This is a genomic window from Syntrophobotulus glycolicus DSM 8271, assembly GCF_000190635.1.
Taxonomy (GTDB): domain Bacteria; phylum Bacillota; class Desulfitobacteriia; order Desulfitobacteriales; family Syntrophobotulaceae; genus Syntrophobotulus; species Syntrophobotulus glycolicus.
Window position 1 is genome coordinate 181,238 of record NC_015172.1, and the last position, 22,950, is coordinate 204,187.

At 43.3% G+C, this 22,950-nt stretch carries 20 protein-coding genes; 12 read left to right on the forward strand and 8 right to left on the reverse strand.

The window, feature by feature from the left end:
• The first annotated feature begins 161 nt into the window (after positions 1-161).
• Entirely contained in the window at positions 162-2,129 is a 1,968-nt protein-coding gene (metG, locus tag SGLY_RS00880) for a methionine--tRNA ligase (RefSeq protein ID WP_013623416.1), read from the forward strand.
• A complete protein-coding gene (locus tag SGLY_RS00885) occupies positions 2,126-2,890 on the forward strand; it encodes a TatD family hydrolase (RefSeq protein ID WP_013623417.1) in 765 nt (254 codons plus the stop codon). The genes metG and SGLY_RS00885 overlap by 4 nt, the downstream gene beginning before the upstream one ends.
• Before the next feature lie 35 nt (positions 2,891-2,925).
• Here SGLY_RS00885 and SGLY_RS00890 read toward each other — a convergent pair whose 3' ends face one another.
• The 8 genes from SGLY_RS00890 to SGLY_RS00930 form a co-directional block, all read right to left on the reverse strand.
• A complete protein-coding gene (locus SGLY_RS00890; RefSeq protein WP_013623418.1) occupies positions 2,926-3,642 on the reverse strand; it encodes a M48 family metallopeptidase in 717 nt (238 codons plus the stop codon).
• 72 nt (positions 3,643-3,714) lie between these two features.
• Complete coding sequence (locus tag SGLY_RS00895; RefSeq protein ID WP_013623419.1) at positions 3,715-4,719, reverse strand: signal peptidase I; 1,005 nt, start codon at positions 4,717-4,719, stop codon at positions 3,715-3,717.
• A gap of 265 nt (positions 4,720-4,984) precedes the next feature.
• A complete protein-coding gene (locus tag SGLY_RS00900) occupies positions 4,985-5,740 on the reverse strand; it encodes a TIGR03915 family putative DNA repair protein (RefSeq protein ID WP_013623420.1) in 756 nt (251 codons plus the stop codon).
• 60 nt (positions 5,741-5,800) lie between these two features.
• Positions 5,801-7,111 (reverse strand): putative DNA modification/repair radical SAM protein, encoded by a 1,311-nt coding sequence (locus tag SGLY_RS00905; RefSeq protein ID WP_013623421.1) that lies wholly within the window; start codon positions 7,109-7,111, stop codon positions 5,801-5,803.
• The gene (locus tag SGLY_RS00910; RefSeq protein ID WP_013623422.1) at positions 7,108-7,692 is read right to left on the reverse strand and encodes an indolepyruvate oxidoreductase subunit beta; all 585 of its coding nucleotides are present in this window, start codon (positions 7,690-7,692) and stop codon (positions 7,108-7,110) included. The genes SGLY_RS00905 and SGLY_RS00910 overlap by 4 nt, the downstream gene beginning before the upstream one ends.
• Positions 7,692-9,416, reverse strand: a complete 1,725-nt coding sequence (iorA, locus tag SGLY_RS00915) for an indolepyruvate ferredoxin oxidoreductase subunit alpha (protein WP_013623423.1) — start codon at positions 9,414-9,416, stop codon at positions 7,692-7,694. Before iorA ends, SGLY_RS00910 begins: the two co-directional genes overlap by 1 nt.
• Before the next feature lie 166 nt (positions 9,417-9,582).
• Entirely contained in the window at positions 9,583-10,878 is a 1,296-nt protein-coding gene (locus SGLY_RS00920) for a phenylacetate--CoA ligase family protein (protein WP_013623424.1), read from the reverse strand.
• A 240-nt stretch (positions 10,879-11,118) separates the two neighbouring features.
• Positions 11,119-11,421, reverse strand: a complete 303-nt coding sequence (locus tag SGLY_RS00930) for a type II toxin-antitoxin system Phd/YefM family antitoxin (protein ID WP_013623425.1) — start codon at positions 11,419-11,421, stop codon at positions 11,119-11,121.
• 303 nt (positions 11,422-11,724) lie between these two features.
• Here SGLY_RS00930 and rnmV point away from each other — a divergent pair, with 303 nt between their 5' ends.
• The 10 genes from rnmV to spoVG all read left to right on the forward strand — a co-directional run bounded on the left by rnmV (position 11,725) and on the right by spoVG (position 22,870).
• The gene (rnmV, locus tag SGLY_RS00935) at positions 11,725-12,291 is read left to right on the forward strand and encodes a ribonuclease M5 (protein WP_013623426.1); all 567 of its coding nucleotides are present in this window, start codon (positions 11,725-11,727) and stop codon (positions 12,289-12,291) included.
• Positions 12,284-13,177, forward strand: coding sequence for a 16S rRNA (adenine(1518)-N(6)/adenine(1519)-N(6))-dimethyltransferase RsmA (gene rsmA, locus SGLY_RS00940; RefSeq protein ID WP_013623427.1), 894 nt, complete (start codon positions 12,284-12,286; stop codon positions 13,175-13,177). Before rnmV ends, rsmA begins: the two co-directional genes overlap by 8 nt.
• A 276-nt stretch (positions 13,178-13,453) precedes the next feature.
• Positions 13,454-15,223, forward strand: a complete 1,770-nt coding sequence (locus SGLY_RS00945) for a methyl-accepting chemotaxis protein (protein WP_013623428.1) — start codon at positions 13,454-13,456, stop codon at positions 15,221-15,223.
• Between the two features lie 197 nt (positions 15,224-15,420).
• A complete protein-coding gene (gene yabG, locus SGLY_RS00950; RefSeq protein WP_013623429.1) occupies positions 15,421-16,248 on the forward strand; it encodes a sporulation peptidase YabG in 828 nt (275 codons plus the stop codon).
• Between the two features lie 48 nt (positions 16,249-16,296).
• On the forward strand, positions 16,297-17,100 hold the full coding sequence (locus SGLY_RS00955) for a cyanophycinase (protein ID WP_013623430.1): 804 nt from the start codon (positions 16,297-16,299) through the stop codon (positions 17,098-17,100).
• A 98-nt stretch (positions 17,101-17,198) separates the two neighbouring features.
• Positions 17,199-19,826: a cyanophycin synthetase gene (gene cphA, locus SGLY_RS00960; protein WP_013623431.1), complete on the forward strand. Its 2,628-nt coding sequence runs from the start codon at positions 17,199-17,201 to the stop codon at positions 19,824-19,826.
• Between the two features lie 81 nt (positions 19,827-19,907).
• A complete protein-coding gene (gene ispE, locus SGLY_RS00965; RefSeq protein WP_013623432.1) occupies positions 19,908-20,816 on the forward strand; it encodes a 4-(cytidine 5'-diphospho)-2-C-methyl-D-erythritol kinase in 909 nt (302 codons plus the stop codon).
• 74 nt (positions 20,817-20,890) lie between these two features.
• A complete protein-coding gene (locus tag SGLY_RS00970; protein ID WP_013623433.1) occupies positions 20,891-21,598 on the forward strand; it encodes a GntR family transcriptional regulator in 708 nt (235 codons plus the stop codon).
• A 30-nt stretch (positions 21,599-21,628) separates the two neighbouring features.
• Entirely contained in the window at positions 21,629-22,444 is an 816-nt protein-coding gene (purR, locus tag SGLY_RS00975) for a pur operon repressor (protein ID WP_013623434.1), read from the forward strand.
• A gap of 168 nt (positions 22,445-22,612) precedes the next feature.
• The gene (spoVG, locus tag SGLY_RS00980; protein ID WP_013623435.1) at positions 22,613-22,870 is read left to right on the forward strand and encodes a septation regulator SpoVG; all 258 of its coding nucleotides are present in this window, start codon (positions 22,613-22,615) and stop codon (positions 22,868-22,870) included.
• The last annotated feature ends 80 nt before the right edge of the window (positions 22,871-22,950 follow it).

Below are 22,950 nucleotides of genomic sequence, written 5' to 3' on the forward strand. Positions count from 1 at the left end.
ATACCTTAAGAAGTCAATAGTAATTATGGCTTAAAAACACCAATTTATTATAGAAGTTACCAGATAGATTTTATTTTTTATCATTTAAATTGATATTTTGAATCTAAAAACTTATTTATGATATGATATGAGAAGTCAGTATTTTGGAAAGGAGTAATATCATGAAATATTACATAACAACCCCGATCTATTATCCAAACGCCAGTCCCCATATCGGAACGGCTTATACAACGATAGCCGCTGATGCGATGGCCCGCCTTCGCAGAATGATGGGCGATGATGTATATTTCCTTACGGGTACCGATGAAAATGCTCAAAAGATAGTCAGAACTGCAGAAAGCAAAGGAATGGCTCCGCTTGACTATGTCGACAATATTGTTGCGAAATTTAAGGAATTATGGCGAATTTTAGACATTAGCAATGATGACTTTATTCGAACAACGGAAGAACGACATGCTAAGGTTGTCCAGCACTTTTTCACAAAATTGTTTGAACAGGGAGATATTTATAAATCGGAATATGAAGGATGGTATTGTACGCCCTGTGAGACCTTTTGGACCGAGAACAGATTGGTGGAAGGCAGATGTCCCAATTTGGACTGTGGAAGAGAAGTTGAACTTCTGAAAGAGGAAAGCTATTTCTTTCGTTTATCTAAGTATCAAGACAGATTACTCGAATATATCAAGGCAAATCCGGAATTTATTCAGCCTGTTTCCCGGCGTAATGAAATGATCAAATTTATAGAGAGTGGCCTGGAGGATTTGTGTGTAACCAGAACGACATTTGAGTGGGGAATACAAGTGCCTTTTGATCCCAAGCATGTCGTATATGTATGGCTGGATGCCCTCATTAATTATATTTCTGCCCTTGGCTATCCGGACGGGGAAAAATATCAGAGATACTGGCCTGCGGATCTCCACCTTGTGGGCAAGGATATTGTCAGATTTCACACTGTTATTTGGCCGATTATTCTGATGGCCATGGAGATCCCCCTACCCAAGAAGGTCTTTGGGCATGGTTGGTTCATGAGTAAAGAAGGGGGCAAAATATCCAAATCGCGGGGTAATGTCCAGGACTCATTTGAACTGATTGCGCGTTATGGTTCTGACCCCATTCGCTATTTTTTGCTGAAAGAAATGCAGTATGGGTTAGATGGGACATATTCGGAGGATGATCTGGTTGAAAAGCTGAACAGTGATTTAGCAAATGATTTGGGTAATTTTATCTCCAGGTCCCTGGCTATGGTGGAAAAGTATCGCGATGGAATTGTACCAGAGCCCGGAGAAGACTCTGTACTGGATAAAGAGCTGAAGGAATTGGCCGTCAGTGTGAAAACCGGGATTGAAGAAAAAATGCTGGATTGTGATACAGCTAAAGCGATAGAGTATCTCTGGCAATTTGTCAGCCGCTGCAATAAATACGTGGATGAGACGGCACCCTGGGCTTTGGCGAGGGATCCAGAGCAGAAATGTCGTTTAGACACGGTTTTATACAATTTAATAGAGGCCATCAGGATTCTGGGAGTCTTCTGCGCCCCGTTTATGCCTGGTATTCCCCTGAAATTGCAACCTTTGCTCAATAGCGGGAATCTGTTTACTAAATGGAATGATGCCGGGAAATGGAAGATTATTGTACCGGGAACCAAGGTCATAAAAGGGGACCCGATCTTTCCGCGTATTGATCTGGAACAGTTTGAAAAAGCGGCAAATGACAGCAAAACTTCTGAAGAAAGCTCAGGGCTTGAGACAAAGTCAGCTCATGGGCAGAAATCTCAAGAAAAACCGGCTGAAATGGCCCCATTAAAGGAAGAAATCACGATTGAAGATTTTGCCCGAATGGATCTGCGGGTAGCTAAAGTACTTCAAGCGGAGAAGGTCGAAAAGACGGAGAAACTCCTTAAACTGGAGGTAGAGCTTGGAAATGAACGGAGAACAGTTGTCTCCGGGATTGCACAATATTACCGGCCGGAAGACCTTGTCGGACAGAAAGTCGTCTTAGTAGCTAACCTAAAATCTGCTAAGCTAAGGGGGATTGAATCAAGGGGAATGATTCTGGCAGCATCAGACAGCGGAAAACTGGAGGTTTTGACGATAGAAAGTGATCTTCCATCAGGAGCTCAGGTCAAATGATTTGGGATACACATGCTCATCTTGATGACGAACAGTTTGATCAGGATTTATCAGCTGTGCTTGAACGGGCAAAGGAAGCCGGTATTACACAGATCATAAACCCCGGACACAGCGAAACCTCCAGCAGAAATTCTGTTAAAATAGCCGGAAAGTATGATTTCATCTATGCGGCAGTAGGAATTCATCCCCATAATGCGAAAGACTGTACGGAGAATACTTGGGAACTCCTGAACAGATTAGCTCAAAATCCCAAGGTAATTGCCTGGGGAGAAATTGGCTTGGATTATTTTAGGGATCTCTCCCCGCGAGAGCTGCAACAAAAGCATTTTATTCAACAGATTGAACTGGCCAATGAGGCAGGTTTGCCGATCATTGTGCATAATCGGGATGCCCATGCCGATTTATTGAAGATCATTAAACAGTACCGGCCGGAAAACGGCGGCGTTTTCCATTCTTACTCCGGATCATGGGAAATGGCTAAAGAATTATTGAAAATGGAATTTTACCTTTCTTTTTCAGGGCCCCTGACCTATAAAAATGCTCGTCATGCAGTGGAAGTGGCTCAAAATGTGCCTCCGGACAGGTTTTTGCTTGAAACCGACAGTCCGTATCTCCCTCCCGAACCTTATCGGGGGAAGAGAAATGAACCGGCTCATGTCAAACTGGTGCTGAAGAAACTGGCGGAGCTTAAAGGGCTGTCTTTGGAAGAAACGGCAAGGCTCAGTACGGAGAATGTGAAAAGGCTTTTCAGGTTAGCTTAAAATGGAAGAGCTCAGGAAATTCCTGAGCTCTTGCTTTATATTTTCATTAATAGTTGTCCGTAATCGCGCAGCCACAGCCTCCATCGTTCATATTCGGGCATATAGTTTCGCACCTCTTTCCAGAAGGTTCCCGAATGGTTCATCGATCTTAGATGAGAAAGCTCATGAATAATGACATAAGCGACAACCTGGTTGGGGGCCATAATAATACGCCAGTTAAAGTTAAGGTTCCCTTTAGATGAGCAGCTGCCCCAGCGGGTTTTCTGATCCTTGATTTTAACTTTTCCGTAGGATAAACCCATTACTTTAGAATAATAATCTACCATATCGGGGAGAATTTTTTCTGCCTGATTCACATACCATTCCCTTAAAACAGCGCGTATACTATTGGGCTTGTTTTCAGAGGGGATACACTCAGGCAGAAAGACATAGATTTGACTTCCCTTAAAAGCGGCATAACCGTTAATTAAATCAGCGTAAACAATTTTCAGCGGGTAGAATCTTCCCCGGTAAAATAACTTTTCCCCGGTAACAAATTGATAAGAAGAGTGGAAGCCCTTTAGAAGATTCAATTTTTTAGCAAGAAGATCACTGTTTTCTTCGATGTATTTCCGCGCATCCTCATAAGTTACACTTTTGGGAACAGCAACTCTCAGCTTAAAATCATGGACTGAAAAGCAAAGCCTTTTCGCTCTGTTGCTTTTATACATTTCATATTCAATTATCTGACCGTTAAAACGCAGCAAGTCCATTCCTATATCCTTATATTCCGATTAATCCATTCTACAATAATAATAAAGTGAATTGAATAATTAATAAATATATTATTTCATTTTATAAAAAAATTTTTCCATTAAAGGAAATAACATAAGCGGAAGCCCGGGAATTAAAGATACAGTAATGAGGGCCAGGCTAAAACTGATTCGGGTAAGATCATGGATCAAATGAGGAGGAAGAAGAGGCAGAAAAGTGGCAACCCAAAGATAGGAAGACTCTTTTCCCTCTTGAAAGGCCTGAATGATCAGGTTAGGGTAAACAGAATGATCAGCCGGAATAGTTTCCTCCGGGTTAATGACTTTGAGGCCGGGGTCTGATGTATGATAAGCCAGAATTAAAGGAAAGGGCCATCGATTATCGATTTTCCCCAATTCTTTTTGAAGAGAGGTATGATCAGGGAAATCATGATTAATGAACCAGAGTTGGCTTGAGGAAACCGTATAAGCAGCAATCAACAAAGATAAGAACAGGCCGCCTCCGCCAAAAAGCACATTTTTTTTATAGGACAGAATTTTATTTATTCCTGTTTTGGTCATCACGGCATCAATGATCAAAAGAAGAAGAACCGTGATAGACAATAAAGGTAAAACAAGGATGAAGTCTTTTACTTTATTCAGCCAAAGGAAAACAAAACCTAAAAGCGGAAGTTTAAGAATTATTCCGCCCGGAGCAATCACTTTGCCGGCAATCGAGTTAGGCATAACAGCGGGAAATCCCTTCATTTCCTGATCGGGCCGGAGGTTGGCAGTCCCTTTAGTGACATACCCATCCCGGTCATTGCCGGATATGATTTGGTGAATAATCCACTGATTGGAAGAAAAAAAAGTACTTTCTTTAAAAAGTACAATATCCCCGGGACGGAAGACTGCTGAAGAATGAACGGGACGGACGAAAACAATATCTCCACGAGATAATAAAGGGTACATACTATTGGATTGAATGACCGAAAAAAAAGCCGGCTTATGGGTCACTGTCCCTGTGATAACGGCTAAACTAACGATTAAGACAGCCATTCCGATTAAGCAACGAACCATAACCCCAATTTTCTTCATGAATATTTCCGATCTGAATATAATTAATAACAGGTGTCAATATCCATAATACATAGAAAATAATGGGAAAAGCAATCAAAAGTGTTTGATGATATCTGACAAAAAGGAAACCAGGTATTGTCAATAGAAGAAATTATGACAGCAATCTGTAAAAAGCATGAGCAATCTTGTCAGAGGGAGTAATAATTTTTTTTGTTTCTAAAATAAAAACTGGCTGTCCGGGCAAGAAAAGCATTTACCCTGCTGAACGATGATGATATTGAGGTCATTGCCGGTGATGGCCGTTCAGGATATTGTTAAATTCCGGCAAGTCTTTTCGATATCTATGAGGGACAAAACGGGCTTGCAGGCGGGGATTTATTCGATGAGCGATCCCAATCCGGTCGAAATATTTCAGCCAAAGCTCCTGGTAGAAAGCCTCATCAGCAGAGAGGCCAAGGCTGATTTCTGAAGAAAAATCACTGACATACCATTCTTTCGTATCATAAATTACAGCCAGCTCCCTTTTTTTATCGTGGATCATAAAATGTTCTTGTTTGAGCCTGTCTGCAAAGAAATCTGCCAGCAAAATAATGATATTATGGTCCGGCGCTAAAGAGGAGTAAAGGAATTTGCCCATGTCCGCAAAACGAAGCAATCCTTCAAAACGGTGGGCTTCAAAAGACACCTTATGGGCGGTTTCTAAAACAGGAAGCACATCAGGATGAGTACGGTAAGCACTGACTGATGGTCCCAATTTAAAACCGAGCCGGAGATAGCTATGGATTAAGTTCCCTTTATCAGGGCGGTTGGATAAAAAAACATAGTAGGTATGAGTTAAGGCTTCCCTGGATATTTTTGAGCTTATTGCGGAGTAAACCTTGAAAGCCAGTTCCGGGGCGGTTTGAACAGAGAGGCAGGAATTGAGCAGACTGTACTGATAATCGTCTTCAAGGTAGATACCTGTTGCCCGGTCTGAATAATAGCTGTGATAAATGCAAGTCAGAAGACCATCAAAGCTCCCGTCATAAAGATAGTCCATGATTGATCCTCTCTTTTAAGGATAATAAAGGTAATGCAAATATGTCCTGAAGGATATTCTCTAAAAAGAGAACTGCAATTGCTGAGGTTCTTCGGGTGGTTTAAGCATTTTGGCGATTCGGTTGGATTCAATCGGGATTTTTCCATAGTATTGTCCGGAACAGAGAATAAAATATTTGGCTCGCTTAAGGACAATGCCCATTTTGCCAAGGTGATCGTAGTGTACTGGGGCCAGCCTGCGCTGCCGGAGAATTCTTAAGGCGGATTTCACACCAATGCCGGGAACACGCAGCAATTCTTCATAAGAGGCACGGTTAATTTCAACCGGGAAAAAATTAATATTCCTCAATGCCCAGGCAGTTTTGGGATCATAGTCTATTTCCAGCCTGGGGAAAGAGGAATTAACGATTTCATCCACTTTAAAATGATAAAATCGCAGCAGCCAATCCGCCTGATAAAGCCTATGCTCCCGCAAGAGCGGAGGCAGAGAGGCCAGGGCGGGGAGATGAGGTCCGTCATTCACGGGAACATAAGCGGAATAATATACCCTTTTCAGAGAAAACCGGTGATAAAGAACATCTGTGGTTTTCAGGATAGTTAAATCCGTATCGTCGGTAGCGCCGATGATCATCTGAGTAGATTGACCGGCCGGCGCAAATTTTTTTATATTTCTGAATTTCCTTCGTTCTTCAGTATTCGCTGTGATTTCATTTTTGATTTGATCCATCGGCGCAATTAATAAAGGCAAAGATTTTTGGGGAGCGAGAAGCCGGAGGCTTTGTTCGGTAGGCTGTTCAATATTTACACTCAGGCGGTCGGCCAAGAGACCAGTCTTTTGAACGATTAAAGGATCTGCTCCCGGAATGACTTTAACGTGAATATATCCACAGAATTGATAGTCGTTTCGCAAGATCTGAAGAACGCGGTATATTTTTTCCATGGTATGATTAGGACTGATTTCCACTGCCGAGCTCAGAAAAAGTCCTTCAATATAGTTGCGGCGGTAGAACTGAATGGTAAGATCAGCGATTTCTTCGGCCGTGAAACTAGCCCTGGGAATATTGTTGCCGGCACGGTTCAGACAGTAGCTGCAGTCATAGATACAGCAGTTGGTCAGAAGTATTTTGAGAAGAGAAATACAACGTCCGTCAGCAGACCAGGAATGGCATATCCCATAAGCTTTGGAATTGCCGATTTTACCATGGTTAGCTTTATTTACCCCGCTGGAGGCGCAAGAAACATCGTACTTGGCAGCCTCGGCCAAAATAGCTAATTTTTCTAAAGTGTCAGCATTTTTTTTCATCATATCACCAAGACTATGGTAACATAAATTAGCCTCTGATGCAAACACCTGTTCGATATGCGCGGTCAATTTCCTCCTGCGGTTCGTCCGGCAAAAAAGGCTTTGATGTTGATATCCACCAGCTTAGGAGGTACGAATTCATTTAAAGCATCAAGCCAGAGCTGCCAGTCAAACTCAAGGTAAGCAGATAAAAGCCCGAGAAGAACAACATTGACCGTTTTAGAACTTCCGGAATCAATAGCTTTTTGCAAAGCGTCAATGATGAGGACATTTTTACATTCTTTTTTTATGAGGTCAAGAACATTCCCCGGATATTTTGCGACCCCTGTAACAACCGGCATAGGATCGATTTGCTGGTTATTCACCAGAATATATCCGTCTTTCTTCAGGTAATTCAGCCAGCGCAAGGCTTCGAGCTTTTCAAAAGCAAGAATAATATCGGCTTCGGATTGCGGAATAATCGGAGAAGCGACTTTCTCTCCGAAACGGACCTGAGTGACAACACTGCCGCCTCTCTGAGCCATACCGTGGATCTCTGAAACTTTCACATCAAGGCCTGCACGCTGAAGGACCCCTGCCAGCACCCGGCTGGCAAGAATTGTCCCCTGGCCCCCTACGCCAACAATTAAAACATTCGTAATATCGGACATTATTGCACACCTTCCTTTTTAATCGCATGACGTGTGCATACGGTCTGACATAATCCGCAGCCAACACATTGAGTAGAGTTAATGACGACGCGTTTATTTTCTTTGACGATACAAGGACAGCCCAGTTTTAAACATTGCATACAGCCCACGCAGTCAGAGGTAACAAAACAAGAAGTTCCTTTGCTTTTTTCGATCAGAACACACTTGCGTTTCACGATGATTACGGAAGGTTCTTCAGCGGCCAATTCGGCTTTCATGATCTGCTCCAGTTCGGCCAAATTGAAAGGATCGACGATTGCTACGCGCTCTACACCCACAGCTTTGGCCAATAGTTCCAGATTTACTTCTTTATTGGCTTCTTTTTTGATGGTACAGCCATTGGCCGGATTATCCTGATGGCCGGTCATCCCGGTTGTTCTATTGTCAAGAATGATGGTTGTGGTTGTCGCCTTATTATAAACGACATCGATAAGTCCGGTGATTCCGGAATGAATAAAAGTAGAATCACCGATCACAGCAACCAGATTACGGGCAAAATCTTTGCCCCTGGCTTTTTCCATGCCAATAGCAGCGCCAATACTTGCCCCCATACAAATCGTTGTATCCATGGCATTGAGCGGAGGAAGGCTTCCCAAGGTGTAACAGCCGATATCTCCGGTTACGGTCAGATTAAGCTTTTTAAGCATATAGAATAAGGCTCGATGAGGACAGCCCGGACAAAGGACTGGCGGACGGACGGGAATATCCTGAGTAACAAGAGCAGGTGTGTGTTTGAGCATTTTTTCATTAATGATCTCCGGCAGGATTTCCCCGATATTGGAAAAGATATCCTTGCCATGGGTCTTTATTCCCCAAGCTTTCATTTGATCTTCAATAAACGGGTCCAGTTCTTCGATGACGTAAAGTTCGTCAACCTTCTGCGCAAAGTCCCTGATCATTTTTTCCGGCAGGGGATAGGACATGCCTATTTTAAGAACGGATGCCGAAGGAAGCGTCTCTCGGACATATTGATAAGCTACCCCGCTGGTAATAATTCCGATCTTTGTTTCATGCCACTCAACCCTGTTGAGGGGACAGGAATCAGAATATTCTTTTAAGGCAAGCAGTCTTTTTTCCAAATCAAGATGTCTTTGGCGGGCATAGGCGGGAATCATGACATATTTGTGCGGATTTTTCTTGTATTCTTTCAAACCTTTCTCTTCACGGTCATTGAATTCAACCAGAGATTGAGAATGGGCAATCCTTGTGGTAATCCTCAACATGACCGGAGTATCGAATTGTTCGCTGATCTCCAAAGCTAATTTTGTGAAATCTTTTGCTTCCTGGCTATCGGAAGGTTCGAAAATTGGAATCTTGGCTGCTCTGCCTAGATGGCGGTTATCCTGTTCATTTTGGGAGCTGTGCATTCCGGGATCATCGGCGGAGACCAAAACCAATCCCCCGTTGATACCGGTATAAGCAAGGGTAAACAAAGGATCGGCCGCAACATTAACCCCCACATGTTTCATGGCGACCAGAGTCCGTCCGCCGGCAATGGAAGCGCCTAAACCTACTTCCAGAGCAACTTTCTCATTAGGGGACCATTCGGAATAGATTTCGTTATACTTGGCGGCATTTTCCGTGATTTCGGTACTGGGAGTACCGGGATAAGCAGTACAAACCACCACTCCCGCTTCCCAAGCGCCGCGGGCAATAGCCTCATTTCCTGTCAGCAATTTTTTCATGTTCAATATCCAGTCCTCTCTTTAGTAAGGCCAAAAGCCATGACAATCCAGATTAAATCAATAAAATTAATTATAGTACAAAAAGTAAATCCAGATCAAGATGACCTGGATTGAAAAGAGGTATTGTCAAATTATACATAAAGATATTCGGATTAGAAGATCGTGTTTAGCGAGAATCAAAAACTCTTTTGGACTTACCGGTGGTTCTTTCCAGAGTACCCGGCTGAACAATTCTGATCCGGGCATGCAGGGAAAGAACACTGTATAGCTTTTGCCGGATAAAGTCTTCAAATTCTTCCAGACGGGAATAAGGTTCAAGAAGATCGGGACTGGTCAGTTCAACGACAACTTCCAATTCATCAAGGTAATTCTTTCGGGAAACATTAATAAGATAATGAGGACCAATCCCTTCGATAGGCATAAGAATGCTCTCAATTTGGGAAGGAAAAACATTGACACCCCTGATAATCAGCATGTCATCAGTCCGTCCTGTCACTTTGCGCATCCGGGCCGTTGTCCGGCCGCAAGAGCAGGGCTCTTGGTCAATGCAGGAAATATCCTTGGTTCGGAAGCGGATTACAGGGAAAGCCTCTTTAGTCAGAGAGGTAAAGACCAGTTCCCCCTCTTCACCGGGTTCCAGGATCTCACCGGTATCAGGGTTGATGGTTTCAACAATGAAGTGGTCTTCAGCAATATGATGGCCGGCATGGGATAAACATTCGCCCGCAACACCCGGCCCCATGACTTCGCTTAGGCCATAATTGTCCGTAGCCACAAGATGGAGACGGGATTCAATTTCTTTGCGCATTTCTTCAGTCCAGGGCTCGCTCCCAAACAGTCCTGTTTTCAGCTTCAATGAAGCAATATCAATACCAGATTGCTCAGCTACTTCCGCAATATAGAGGGCATAGGATGGAGTGGCAATCAAGGTGGTCGTACCAAAATCCTGCATCAGCATCAACTGGCGTTCGGTATTGCCGCCGGAAGCCGGGATCACCAGGGCGCCAACTCTTTCCAACCCATAGTGAAGGCCGAATCCGCCTGTGAACAGACCATAATTAAACGCGATTTGAGCAACATCATCTTTGGTTACCCCGGCTAAAGTAACCATTCGGGCGGTCAGCTCAGTCCAGGTATTCAGATCATTAGCCGTATATCCTGCGACTACGGGACGGCCGGTTGTACCGGAAGAAGCGTGAATTCTGATCAGGTCTCTGGCCGGCACAGTAAAAAGGCCAAAAGGGTAATTGTCCCGCAGGTCATTTTTTGTTGTAAAGGGCAGCCGGGCCAAATCCTTCAAGCTTTTTATGCTTTCCGGTTTGATCCCCAATTCGTCAAACTTTTTTCTGTAATGCGGCACATGGCTGTACACTCTGTTTACCGTCCATTTTAAGCGTTCCAATTGCAATTCGTTTAGTTTTGGACGTGGCATACATTCATGTTCTTGGTCCCAAATTAGCATATTACTTTTCTCTTCCTTTCAGATGGCGGGCAGCAAGGCTGATAAAAAGAATAAAAAAGCTGTCATCAAGACAGCTTTAATAAGACTACAGTTTGAAATAATCTATGCCACCATTTCCCGAAACATTGAAATCATTGAAGTTCAAACCGGTCCGTCTACCTTGCTTGCTTTAATCATTAAAAACATCAGAGAGCCAATACATAATGACTAATCTTATTTTATCTGATCCGATAAATATCATCAATCATTTTCTTCTTTGGACAGAAAAATGTTGATTTCATCGTCCGATAAGATCCCGGAATGATCATCACCGGTAAAAACGGGGGCCGAGAAGAGGGGAGCATGGAGGGAATCCAGGCTGTCCTTGCTTTTCAGCAGTTTTGAATATTCTTCGATAGAAATAATGACAGCTTGAGGCTTATTATTCTTCACGACAATATAAGGGTTTCCGGTATCCTCTACGGACTGTATAATTTTAGAGGCTTGTCCTCGTCCGAGTTCTGAAACTGAGATCATATGGTCAAAGAGTTTCCTCAGATCCATATCGCTACCTCCCTTTATTCAGGAGTCTGGAAATAACAGGCTGTTCTATTTGATTATAAAATGGAATAATGGATAATTCAATATTTCTCAAAGGAATCAGCAAATAATTTTCATGAAGATTTACATGAAAAAAATCGATTCTCATAGGATCAGAGGGTAAAAAATCAAAAAGAGCAAAAAATGTATAGAAAAGATCATTAATTTGATAAAATACAGTAGGCGAATATCGATCAGACTTATTGTTTTCGAAAACGCCGTAATGATTGGTGCCCGTGGATGATCATCTGAAAAAGAGGTAAAGAGATGGATATCGAGGAATTGATTGTAGTAGAAGGAAAAAATGATGCCCATGCAATACGCCGGGCCCTGGGTGATGTGGATGTTCTGTGGACAGAAGGATTTGGCTTATCACAGAAAAAGATTGCCTATCTTCGTGAAATGGCAGTCAGACGAGGAGTCATTGTGTGTACTGATCCCGATTTTGCAGGAAAAACAATCAGAGATAGGATCAGTAAATGCGTTCCGGGAGTAAAACATGTTTATCTGCCCAGAAAAGAAGCTTATGATCCCCTGCGTAAGGATATTGGCATTGAAAACGCTTCTCTTGAGGATATTCGAAAAGCATTTCTGAAGAATGTCGGGGAGAAAACGAGGGTATCCATCCACCAGCCGGAATATATCATGGAGGATCTCTTGGAAGCGCGTTTAGCCGGCTGTGAAGGAGCCAGAGAAAGGCGAAACCGGGTTGGGGCAATGTTAGGGCTGGGAGATACGAATGCGAAACAGTTTTTATTCAGGTTAAATCGTTTCAGGGTAAATAGAGCCGACTTTCAGGAAGCATTAATGCCGGAGCAGATCAATCATGAATAATTCAAGCAAAGACCTCAAAAGAAAAGAGACTTTACTTCAGTATACGAAACGGGTCCTGCGGGGAGGGAAAACAATCCGTAAATCTTTGGGACAAAATTTTCTCGTTAGCGCTGAAGTGGTAGAATCGATCGTTGCGGCAATAGGAGAAAATCATTTTTGGCCTGTGGTTGAAATCGGTTCCGGCCCCGGTGGACTGACAAGGGCTCTGGCGGAAAAGGTTGATCAACTTTGGGCGGTAGAATTAGATCAAGAGAATGTAGAAATCCTCCGCGAAGAAATGCCGCCGGAAAAAGTAAAAATCCTTCAGGCCGATGCGCTGAAGCTTAATCTGGAGGAACTTTGGGGTAAGCAAAAAGGTTGGTTGGTAGGGAATTTGCCGTATTACATTACCAACCCTTTGCTGATGCATTTTTTAGAGCAAAGTTCAAATTTGTTTGGGATGATTGTAATGGTTCAAAAAGAAGTCGCCGAACGAATGACAGCGAAACCGGGAGGAAAAGAATATGGTATTCTCTCCATTGCTGTTCAATTGGCCGCAGATGCCAGAATCCTTTTTGAAGTTCCGCCAACCTCATTTCATCCCCAGCCCAAAGTGACCTCAGCTGTAGTCAGGCTGGATATTCGTCCGTTTCCCGATTTCGATTGTGAGCGGGATGAGTTTTTCCGAATTGTGAAAGCGGCCTTTGCCCAGAGAAGAAAAACCTTAGCAAATGCGTTGAGCGCAGGACTGCATATTTCCAAGGAAGAAGTCATAACGGCTTTGGGAAAGGCCGGGCTGGAGGGAAAGCGCAGGGCTGAGACCTTGAGCATAGCGGATTTTCAGGAAGTCACTAGACAAATGACAGGACGAAAACAAGTCAGCGAAAAGAATAGACAAAGCGATTAGGACGTAAGGCCTAAAAAACGGCGAAAATACTAGTAGGATAGTCATAATTTTGTATAAATTGATTGAAGCAAGGATAATGTTCATGGTAAAATAATCGAAATCTAAATATTTACATATTTTTTTGACTGTTTTTCAAAAAAATAAAGGAAAATTGGAATTTATTCAGAAATAAATTATGTAAATATTTTCTTTTCCAAAATATTTCTCTTATTCTAAAACGACCACAGAACTGATAAAGTATGTGAGGAATAGAAAATGCTAAGGAGGAAGAAAGCCGTGAAAAGCATCAAGAACAGACTCATTATGAATATGGTTATTGTTGCATGTATAACCTTGCTGGTTTTGGGCTCTTATACAATTTATAGCCTCAAATCTATCAATGATCAGGATCTGGAGAATTATAAGGATACGTTATATCAGAGTTTTGACAGGGAAATCAAGCTGGAAGTTGAAACTGCTGTAAGTTTAATTGATCAGGTACATAAGAAACAATTAAATGGAGAATTGACTGAAGCCCAGGCGAGGGCAATGGCCGCGGATTTAGTCAGGCAGCTGCGTTTTGATGAAAATACCAGCTATTTCTGGATTGATACAACTGCAGGTGTTAATGTTGTGCTTCCCGGCGATCAGGCGGAAGGCACAAACCGTCTGAATGCCCAGGACTCCAACGGTGTAAAGTATGTGGAGGAATTTATTAAAAACAGCAAGCTTTCAGGCGGAGGGTATACGGATTATGCTTTTCCCCATCCGGGGGAAACAGTTGCTGTTGCCAAAAGAGGCTATACCTTGTTATATCAGCCTTATAACTGGGTTATTGGCACAGGTAATTATATCGATGATATTCAGGAAGTTGTTTTAGTAACCGAACAAAAGAAAAGAGCGGAATTTTATTCCCACATGCTGATGTCACTGTTGGCTGTAATCGTTTCCCTTGGTGTATCGGTACTTTTAGGGGTTTATTTTGGAAGAAAGATCGCCAATCCGATTGTCCAAATTACAGATTCAGTGAAAAAGGTTGCTGAAGGTGACCTGCGCGTAGAGAAAATTGAGATTGCCAATCAGGATGAACTCGGACAGCTTGCTCAGGGGTTCAATACAATGACAGAGAACTTACGACAGCTGGTTAAACAAATTACCGGGTCATCGAGCCAGCTTGCATCAGCTTCCCAGCAGTTGTCGGCAGGTGCGGAACAGCTTGCGAAAGCTGCCTCTTCTGTTGCGGAGGTAATTTCCGAAGTTTCTGTCGGAACCGAGAAACAGTTGGAAGCGGTCACAGAGGTTTCGGTAGTTGTTGAAGAAATGAATACGGCTTTCGGCAATATTATTACTGAGGTAAAGACGGTGACGGAGGTTTCTGAGCAAACCACCTTGACAGCTGAGGAGGAAAGCCTGGAAATTGACAACACAATGACCCAAATGGCCAATATTGAAACATCAACGAACAATGCCGCCCAGCTTGTCAATCATCTGGGAGAGCGTTCCAGAGAAATCGGACAAATCGTAGACACGATTTCCGGCATAGCGGAGCAAACGAATCTATTGGCGTTAAATGCGGCCATTGAAGCGGCCAGGGCCGGTGACCAGGGGAGAGGATTTGCTGTTGTTGCAGATGAAGTGCGTAAACTGGCAGAACAGTCTCAAGATGCTGCCAAGCAGATTGCGGACCTGATCAAACAGATTCAACAGGATACGGACCGGGCTGTCAGTGCCATGAATTCAGGCACGGAAGAGGTTAAAACGGGAACCAATTCCGTCAATAATGCGGGCAAAACCTTTAAACAGATTGCCACCCTGATCAGCAACGTTTCCGAAAGAGTCAATGAATCCGCTGAACTGCTCAACCAAACGGCAATGAACAGTGAAAAGATTGTTGGAGCAGTGCTTGAGGTGGATAGAATAAGCAGGGAAATCGCTGCTCAGACTCAGTCTGTAAATGCCGCGGTTGAGGAACAGACCGCCTCATCCGAAGAGATTGCATCTTCGAGCAATATGCTGATGAAGAATGCCGAAGAAATGCAAAATATTCTTTCCAGGTTCCATATCTGATTTTTGGGACTGAGAAAATTTAGGCTGAGAACAAAAAAATATTGTAAAAGAAACGTCTTCGTGCTTAGGCAGCGAAGGCGTTTCTTTTTAGATTGTAAAGGGTTTTCCCTAGTTTTATACAAGATTGGAGGGCAAAATATAAAGTAAATCATAGAATATTATTAGCGCACAGGTTGATGCACAGGGAGGTTTCTTCGATGTTGGGAATCGGAAGTGTTGTGGCCCGTCGTTCTTACAAGGAGGATCTGTTTCATATCATCATTGATTTTAAAAAAGACGGCAGACATAAAAAAGCGGTGCTGAAAGGAGTAAACTACAGGTTGTCTGCCGATGCTTTCATGGAGGATCTAGTTTTAAAGAAAGAAAAGGAATTATTATACTATAGTCTGGCTGACGCGCAAGAAGTGTATAAGAAGATGCATAAAGTAATCTATGATCGTAAATTTCAGCCTGAGGAAGAGTATTTTGAAATACCGGGGAGAATTTTGCATCTTGATGGAGATAAAGAATATCTGGAACAGTGTACGAAGATTTATAAGCAATTGGGACTTCAGGCCAAAGGCATATGCGTAACGGAAAAAGAGCAGCCAAAGGTCATTGGCAAGATGCTTATAGAAAATCCGACAGATATTTTGGTTCTTACTGGGCACGATTCAATGATCAAGGGCAAAGAAGATTACAAAAGCCTTGATAGTTACAAGTGCTCGCATTTTTTTGTAGACTCTGTCAAAGAGGCAAGAAAAGTTCAGCCGAATAAAGATTCCCTTGTAATATTCGCCGGTGGGTGTCAGTCAAATTTTGAAGCAATTATCAAGGCAGGAGCAAATTTTGCTTCCTCACCGAAAAGGATGCTGATTCATGCGCTTGACCCGGTCTTCATTGTCGAGAGTATTGCTTTTACCCCCATTGATCGAACAGTGTCAATTAAGGAAGTGTTGATGCATACGGTCACAGGAATCGACGGAGTAGGCGGGATTGAAACCCGGGGGCAATTGCGTCGCGGATACCCTAAAATTGAGTGTTAAGAATAAAAAAGGTAAGTTTCCGCAGACAATAAAGAAGGAGGGATCGGAATGAAAGAAAAAGTCTGTGGAAATTTACTGATTATCGGGGGAGCAGAGGATAAAAAAAATGAGTGTATTATTCTCAGGCACTTTATTGAAGAAGCCGGAGGGTCAAACGGCAAAATCTGCATTCTGACAGTTGCTTCTGAAGTTGAGGAACAAATGGGGAAAATGTATGTTCAAGTATTTCAAAGACTGGGCTGTACCTCTGTCGAGGTAGTACATATAAAAGACAGGAAACAGGCGGCAGAAAAGCAAACCGTAAAAGCCTTGAAGGAGGCCAAGGGAATATTTTTCACAGGAGGAGACCAATTGCGGATTACCGGCCTGCTTGGAGGGACAATTGCGGAGAAGATTATCCAAGAAGCCTATCATCAAAAGAAAATCATTGCAGGGACAAGCGCCGGCGCCTCTGCAATGTCGGATACGATGATCATTGGCGGAGATACCGACACTCCTGAAAAAGACAGTATAAAAATGGCCCCGGGACTGGGACTGCTGGGGGGAGCAGTGATTGACCAGCATTTTTCTCAAAGGGGCAGGATTGGAAGGTTGTTGCTTGCTGCGGCAATGAATCCATTGATTCTAGGCCTGGGCATTGATGAAGATACAGCAGTCCATATCCGGGACAATGGAGTACTTACTGTTCTTGGCCGCGGAACAGCCATGATTGTTGATGCTTCCTCAACGGTAATGTCAAATGTCTGTGAGACAGGAGAACAAAGGCCTCTTTATTTGTCTCCCGTTACTTTGCATGTCTTATCTGAAGGGTGTATTTATTCATTGACAAATCGTTCTATGCTCAATAGCTGAACAGAAAAAGAAAATAAATAGGAAAAGAATAGTAAACAGGAAAAGGGAGAGAATAGAACTAGATGAATTTTATACCATATGCGGAGGTTTCAAACAGAATGAGAATAATTCAGGTCAATGCAATTGAAGGACCAAACTACTTTCATCATAAACCTGTAATAAGAGGAATCGTTATGATACCTAAAGAAAAAAGGAAAACCACTGATCAAATCGATGGTTTTAATGAAAGATTGCTGCAAGCAATTCCAACCTTAGCTGAACATTCGTGTTCCAGAGGAAGAAAAGGCGGGTTTATTGAAAGAATAAGGGAAGGAACTTTGTTGGGGCATGTTTTGGAGCATGTTGCCATTGAAATGCTGAATTTGGCCGGGGAAAGAGTATCCTATGGCAAGACGACGACATTGGATGAAAAAAAGGGAGAATATGAGGTAGTTTTTGTCTACCATAGCCGTAAGGCGGCAATAGAGGCCCTGAAAATGGCCTGTCAAAATCTTAACCTGATCCTGGATCAAAAGGAAATCAACCTGCAAAAGGAGATCAATAAACTTGTAAGCCTGATTGAAGAATCCAAATATGGTCCTTCTACAGCAAGTATTGTCGATGAATGCGTAGGCCGGGGAATACCAGTTCAGAGATTATCTGAAAACGGACTTCTTCAATTGGGGTATGGGTTCCGGCAGCAAAAAATATGGGCGTCAATGAGCGGAGAAACATCCTGTGTAGGAGTGGACATCTCTTGTGATAAGGGGTTGGCCAGGCAAATTTTATCCGATGCGGGGATTCCTGTCCCCCAAGGGAAGGTCGTGGAGACGGAAGGAGAGCTGAAGCAGTATTTCCGAGAACTCGGTCAAGCAGTTGTGATCAAGCCTTGTGGAGGGAACCAAGGTAAAGGAGTATCGACAAACATCAAAACGGAGGCGGAGGCCTTAATCGCCTTTCGTTTGGCAAAAAGCTACGGCTCAGGAGTGATTGTTGAACGATATGTGAAGGGATTAAACTATCGGTTTTTAATAGTAGGGAATAAAATGGTTGCCTGTGCCCGAAGAGTACCGCCTTTTATCACGGGGGACGGAACCTCGACAATAAAAGAGCTGGTCATGAAAGAAAACAGTTTGTCAATGAGGCAGGAAGGACACAGTGGATATCTCAGCAAGATTGCGATTGACCCCATCGTCGTGTTTGAATTAAAGCGTAAGGGATTATCTCTCGAGAGTATTTTAACAAAAAACAAAAAAATATTTTTGCGGGAAAGCGCCAATTTAAGTACCGGAGGTATTGCTGTAGATGTGACGGAAGAAGTTCATCCCGACAATGCTCAGTTGGCGGTTTGGTCCGCTAAAGCGATTGGGCTGGATATTGCGGGGGTGGATTTTAATTGTGAGGACATCAAAAAATCCTATTTGGAAAAAGGGGGAGCTGTCCTCGAAGTGAATGCTTCCCCTGGGCTGCGCATGCATCTTAGGCCCAGTACGGGGAAGCAAAGGGATGTGGGGGCGGAAATCGTGGACAGGCTTTTTCCCGAAGGAAACGGCAGAATTCCGATCATCGCCGTCACAGGCACAAACGGCAAGACGACTGTGGTGCGCATGATCAATAAAGTTCTGCTGGAAAATATGGTGAGAGTAGGGATGACGTCAAGTGAAGGAGTATTTATCAACGATAAACTGCTTGTGACCGGAGATATGACCGGGCCTCAGAGTGCTCAGATTGTTTTAAGACATCCTGATGTTCAGGCGGCAGTATTGGAGACTGCTCGCGGGGGAATTTTAAGGGCGGGACTGGCCTATGATTATGCGGATGTAGCCGTTATTACTAATGTATCGGACGACCATCTGGGACAGTATGGAATTGAAACAGTTGAAGAAATGGCTAAGGTCAAAATGCTTGTGGCAGAAAGAGTAAACAAGTATGGATATGTCGTCCTGAATGCCGATGATCCTATCGTGGCCGGCTTTGATAAAAGAACAGAGGCCAAAGTTATTTATTTTTCCTTAGATCCGGCGAACCGGAAATTGTGTAAACATATTGCTTTGGGCGGCACGGGGATTTTTGTCGATAAAAATCAGATTAAGCTCGGTCAGGGATTTGATGTTCAGCAGATCTGCAAGATCCAGAATATCCCTTTGACTTGGAGCGGGAAAGCCAAACATAATATTGAAAATATCCTGGCGGCAATCGGAGCATGCTGGGCTTTAGGCTATTCGGCAAGCCAGATGAGGAAATCCCTGAAAAAATTCGGCAGTGAAAACAAAGATAACTATGGAAGGCTGGAATATTACGAGGTAAATGGAGTGACGATTATTCTTGACTATGCGCATAACTGCGCCGGTCTCAAGGAAGCAATTTCAACTCTTCGGCAAATAAAGAAGAGGAGAATAATCGGGTGTATCGGCTTACCGGGCGACCGCAGAAATGAAATGGTAAAAAAATACGCGCGGATAGCCGCGCAGGGCTTTGATGATATTTTTATTAAGGAAGATTTATGCAAGAGGGGTCGGCAAACAGGAGAAATCGCTGAAATATTGCATAATGAACTGATTAAAGCGGGCTTTCAGGAAAAGAATCTAAAAAAGGTTCTTGATGAGAAGGAGTCTTTCAGGCAGGCAATAAGTCAAGCGGAGCCGGGGGATATCGTGGTTGTTTTTTTTGAAAAAGCAGAACCGTTAAGGAGAATCATTAAGGAAGCTTCTGAAGATAGGCAAAAAAAAGGCGCTTATCAGCTTTAGAAAGATTTTTCTGGCGAAAAACCTGGAGAATAGGATATAATTGAAGGAAAATAATGTTATAATGTAAAAAAAGGTTGAAACATGATTAATGAAATTGAAATGACTGCCTATGCTAAAGTAAATTTAGCCTTGGCCGTTACTTCGCGGAGAAAAGACGGATACCATAATATTCAAACGATTTTTCAAAGCATCAGTCTGAGTGATATGGTGAAGGTAAGGCTTGTTCCGGAAAAAGGGATTAGATGTGATTGCGGCAGCTTAAGTGGAGAAAAGAACTTGGCTTATGGAATTGCTGAAAAATTTCTTTGTTCACTCAACCCTGAAGGGCGATCAAAACACTTAGCGGAAACGGGGATTGAAATCACTATTGACAAGCATATTCCCCTAGAGGCCGGTCTGGGTGGCGGCAGCAGTGATGCCGCAGCTGTACTGAAGGCTTTAAATCTCCTTTATGGAAAGCCGTTGACGGAGGAAGGACTGCTGAGCATCGCTTCGCAATGCGGTTCAGATACGGCTTTTTGCTTGGCTGGGGGTACCCAATGGGGAGAGGGGACGGGAACCGAGCTTGAACCGTTGCCGGAAATGCCTCCGGTAGAAATGATCGTAGTAAAGCCTTTGGCCGGTGTTAATACTGGTCTGGCCTATCAGTTGTTTGACGAGCAGGCTGTTTGGGGCAAGCTTGATCAGGCAGATTGGAGAAAGGCATTGCAGGGGCAAGACAGAAGGGAAATAGGCAGGCTGATGCAAAATTCCCTGGAAGATGTCTCAATTAAAATTGTTTCGGAAATAGGGGAAATCAAAAAACTCCTGATAAAGGCCGGATGTATAGGAGCTTTGATGTCAGGAAGCGGTTCGGCGGTCTTTGGAATCGTCCGTGATGCCGAACATGGCAAATTTGTAAAAGACATTCTGGGCGAAAAGGGCTTTTCTGATTCCTGGCTGGTGCGAACAATAAGGAATAGTGAGATGGTCTTCCGATCAAGCAGTTAAATCAGAAGATCCGAGGAGAAACCGGAAAACGAAGAAGAGAGCAAAGGCCAATATATGAAAAAGGAGTCAGGCAGATGGAAAGACGTTTGGTACCGGTTAAACTTGATAGTTATAAACCTCTGCGGGAGATTGTACTTGAAGCGCTTAGAGAGGCTATTGTATCCGGAGTGCTTGAGCCGGGGGAGCGTTTGATGGAGATTCAATTGGCTGAGGAAATGGGCGTTAGCCGGACTCCGGTTCGTGAAGCCATCCGCAAGCTTGAGCTTGAGGGTTTTGTGGTGATGATTCCGCGTAAAGGGGCCTATGTTGCAGGTGTCTCCTATAAGGATGTCAAAGACGTCTTTGAAATCAGGAGAGCTCTTGAGGTATTGGCGGCGGGCTTGGCGGCGGAAAAGGCGACAGATGATGAGATTGAGCAAATGGAAAGGGCTTTGCATTATGAAAATGAGCCGAATTCCCTGGACGAAATTGTTCAAGCGGATACGGATTTTCATGCCCTTTTATATAAAGCCAGCAGGAATGAAAGACTGACTCAAATATTATCGAATTTAAGGGAACAGATTCAACGTTTTCGGGCAACTTCGCTGGCTGTGCCGGGAAGACTGAAAACAGCCATTCAGGAACATATGGATTTGGTAGATGCGATCGCCAGACACGATGTGGAAGGGGCGCAAGGCATTGCTATGCTGCATATTGAAAATGCGTCGAATGTGATGTTTGAAACCATGAGAGAATCAGAATCACGCCGTCTCAATCGCAGCAGGGAGCAACAAGAATTCTAGAATACCAGTGATAAAGACAAAGAGGGAAGAATGAAAAGAACGGAAAGAATAGCAGTCATAACCGGAATACTGATGTCAAGGCCAAATGACCTTATCCCCCTTAGTTTTTTTGCGTCAAAATTCAGTACGGCCAAATCAACAATCAGTGAAGATTTAGTGACGATAAAGGAAAGCATACACCTCGCGGGGAAAGGCACATTGGACACTTTGCCCGGTTCTTCAGGAGGAGTAAAGTTTTTGCCGGGGATCGGAGAACATGAGGCAATGGAGTTCCTGAACCGGCTTGCGGACAAGCTTAGTTCTCCGGACCGGATGCTGCCCGGAGGATTTCTTTATATCACCGATGTTCTTTTTGACCCTTCAATTGTCAGACCGCTGGGTCTTATTTTTGCACGCTTATTCAGAGAGAGAAAAGTCGATGCCGTTGTTACCGTTGAGACAAAGGGAATCCCGTTAGCCTTGATGGCCGCTGATGCCCTGGGAGTGCCGACAGTAGTGATCAGGCATGGGAATAAAGTCACAGAAGGTTCTTCGGTAAGTATTAACTATGTTTCGGGATCGTCCAAAAGGATTCAGGCAATGACTCTGGCCAAAAAAGCTTTGGCTCCAGGTCTGAGGGTGTTGGTCATTGACGACTATATCAAGGCGGGAGGTACGGCCAAAGGCATTATGAGTCTAATGGAAGAATTTGAGGCTGAAGTTGTTGGGTTAGGGATCCTTATGGAAGAAGCGATCTCTGCTTCTGTAAGACTGGTGGATAATTACTGTGCCTTGTTAAGCCTTGTCCAAATCAATCAGGCGGAAGAAAAAACGGTTATTCAAGCAAATCATCTTTGGAAAAATTAATGAGAATGGTTAATCATATTTATGTTAGAAAAAGCGTTATTGATCGGGGAAAATATAGAAAAAGAAAAATATTTTGATAATTTTAACTAGAAAAGAAGGATTTTTTTGCCACATAGAGAATAAAATTGAAAGAGATTTCTTGCACGCATAAAGAAGGGTGGTGATTCTGTGGAAATAACAGATGTCAGAGTCCGGAAGGTGAATACTGAGGGTAAGATGAAGGCTGTAGTATCGGTAACTTTTGATAATGAGTTTGTTGTTCATGATGTGAAGGTTGTTGAGGGAACGAATGGTCTTTTTGTGGCAATGCCGAGTCGCAAGACTCCAGAAGGTGATTTTCGTGACATAGCTCACCCTATTTCTTCTGCGGCAAGAGAAAAGATCCAGACCAGAGTATTGGAAGAATTTGAAAAGAATCTTGAGTAGGATTTTAATCATAATGGAGATTGCCGAAAAGAGACCGTGTCAATACGGTCTTTTTTGATGTGATAATTTCTTTTTTTAAT

Excerpts from the sequence above, each read along its gene's own strand:
- metG (WP_013623416.1), top strand. The coding sequence starts at position 162 with ATGAAATATTACATAACAACCCCGATCTATTATCCAAACGCCAGTCCC.
- SGLY_RS00885 (WP_013623417.1), top strand. The coding sequence starts at position 2,126 with ATGATTTGGGATACACATGCTCATCTTGATGACGAACAGTTTGATCAG.
- SGLY_RS00890 (WP_013623418.1), bottom strand. The coding sequence starts at position 3,642 with ATGGACTTGCTGCGTTTTAACGGTCAGATAATTGAATATGAAATGTAT.
- SGLY_RS00895 (WP_013623419.1), bottom strand. The coding sequence starts at position 4,719 with ATGAAGAAAATTGGGGTTATGGTTCGTTGCTTAATCGGAATGGCTGTC.
- SGLY_RS00900 (WP_013623420.1), bottom strand. The coding sequence starts at position 5,740 with ATGGACTATCTTTATGACGGGAGCTTTGATGGTCTTCTGACTTGCATT.
- SGLY_RS00910 (WP_013623422.1), bottom strand. The coding sequence starts at position 7,692 with ATGTCCGATATTACGAATGTTTTAATTGTTGGCGTAGGGGGCCAGGGG.
- iorA (WP_013623423.1), bottom strand. The coding sequence starts at position 9,416 with ATGAAAAAATTGCTGACAGGAAATGAGGCTATTGCCCGCGGCGCTTGG.
- SGLY_RS00920 (WP_013623424.1), bottom strand. The coding sequence starts at position 10,878 with ATGCTAATTTGGGACCAAGAACATGAATGTATGCCACGTCCAAAACTA.
- SGLY_RS00930 (WP_013623425.1), bottom strand. The coding sequence starts at position 11,421 with ATGGATCTGAGGAAACTCTTTGACCATATGATCTCAGTTTCAGAACTC.
- rnmV (WP_013623426.1), top strand. The coding sequence starts at position 11,725 with ATGGATATCGAGGAATTGATTGTAGTAGAAGGAAAAAATGATGCCCAT.
- rsmA (WP_013623427.1), top strand. The coding sequence starts at position 12,284 with ATGAATAATTCAAGCAAAGACCTCAAAAGAAAAGAGACTTTACTTCAG.
- yabG (WP_013623429.1), top strand. The coding sequence starts at position 15,421 with ATGTTGGGAATCGGAAGTGTTGTGGCCCGTCGTTCTTACAAGGAGGAT.
- SGLY_RS00955 (WP_013623430.1), top strand. The coding sequence starts at position 16,297 with ATGAAAGAAAAAGTCTGTGGAAATTTACTGATTATCGGGGGAGCAGAG.
- cphA (WP_013623431.1), top strand. The coding sequence starts at position 17,199 with ATGAGAATAATTCAGGTCAATGCAATTGAAGGACCAAACTACTTTCAT.
- ispE (WP_013623432.1), top strand. The coding sequence starts at position 19,908 with ATGATTAATGAAATTGAAATGACTGCCTATGCTAAAGTAAATTTAGCC.
- SGLY_RS00970 (WP_013623433.1), top strand. The coding sequence starts at position 20,891 with ATGGAAAGACGTTTGGTACCGGTTAAACTTGATAGTTATAAACCTCTG.
- purR (WP_013623434.1), top strand. The coding sequence starts at position 21,629 with ATGAAAAGAACGGAAAGAATAGCAGTCATAACCGGAATACTGATGTCA.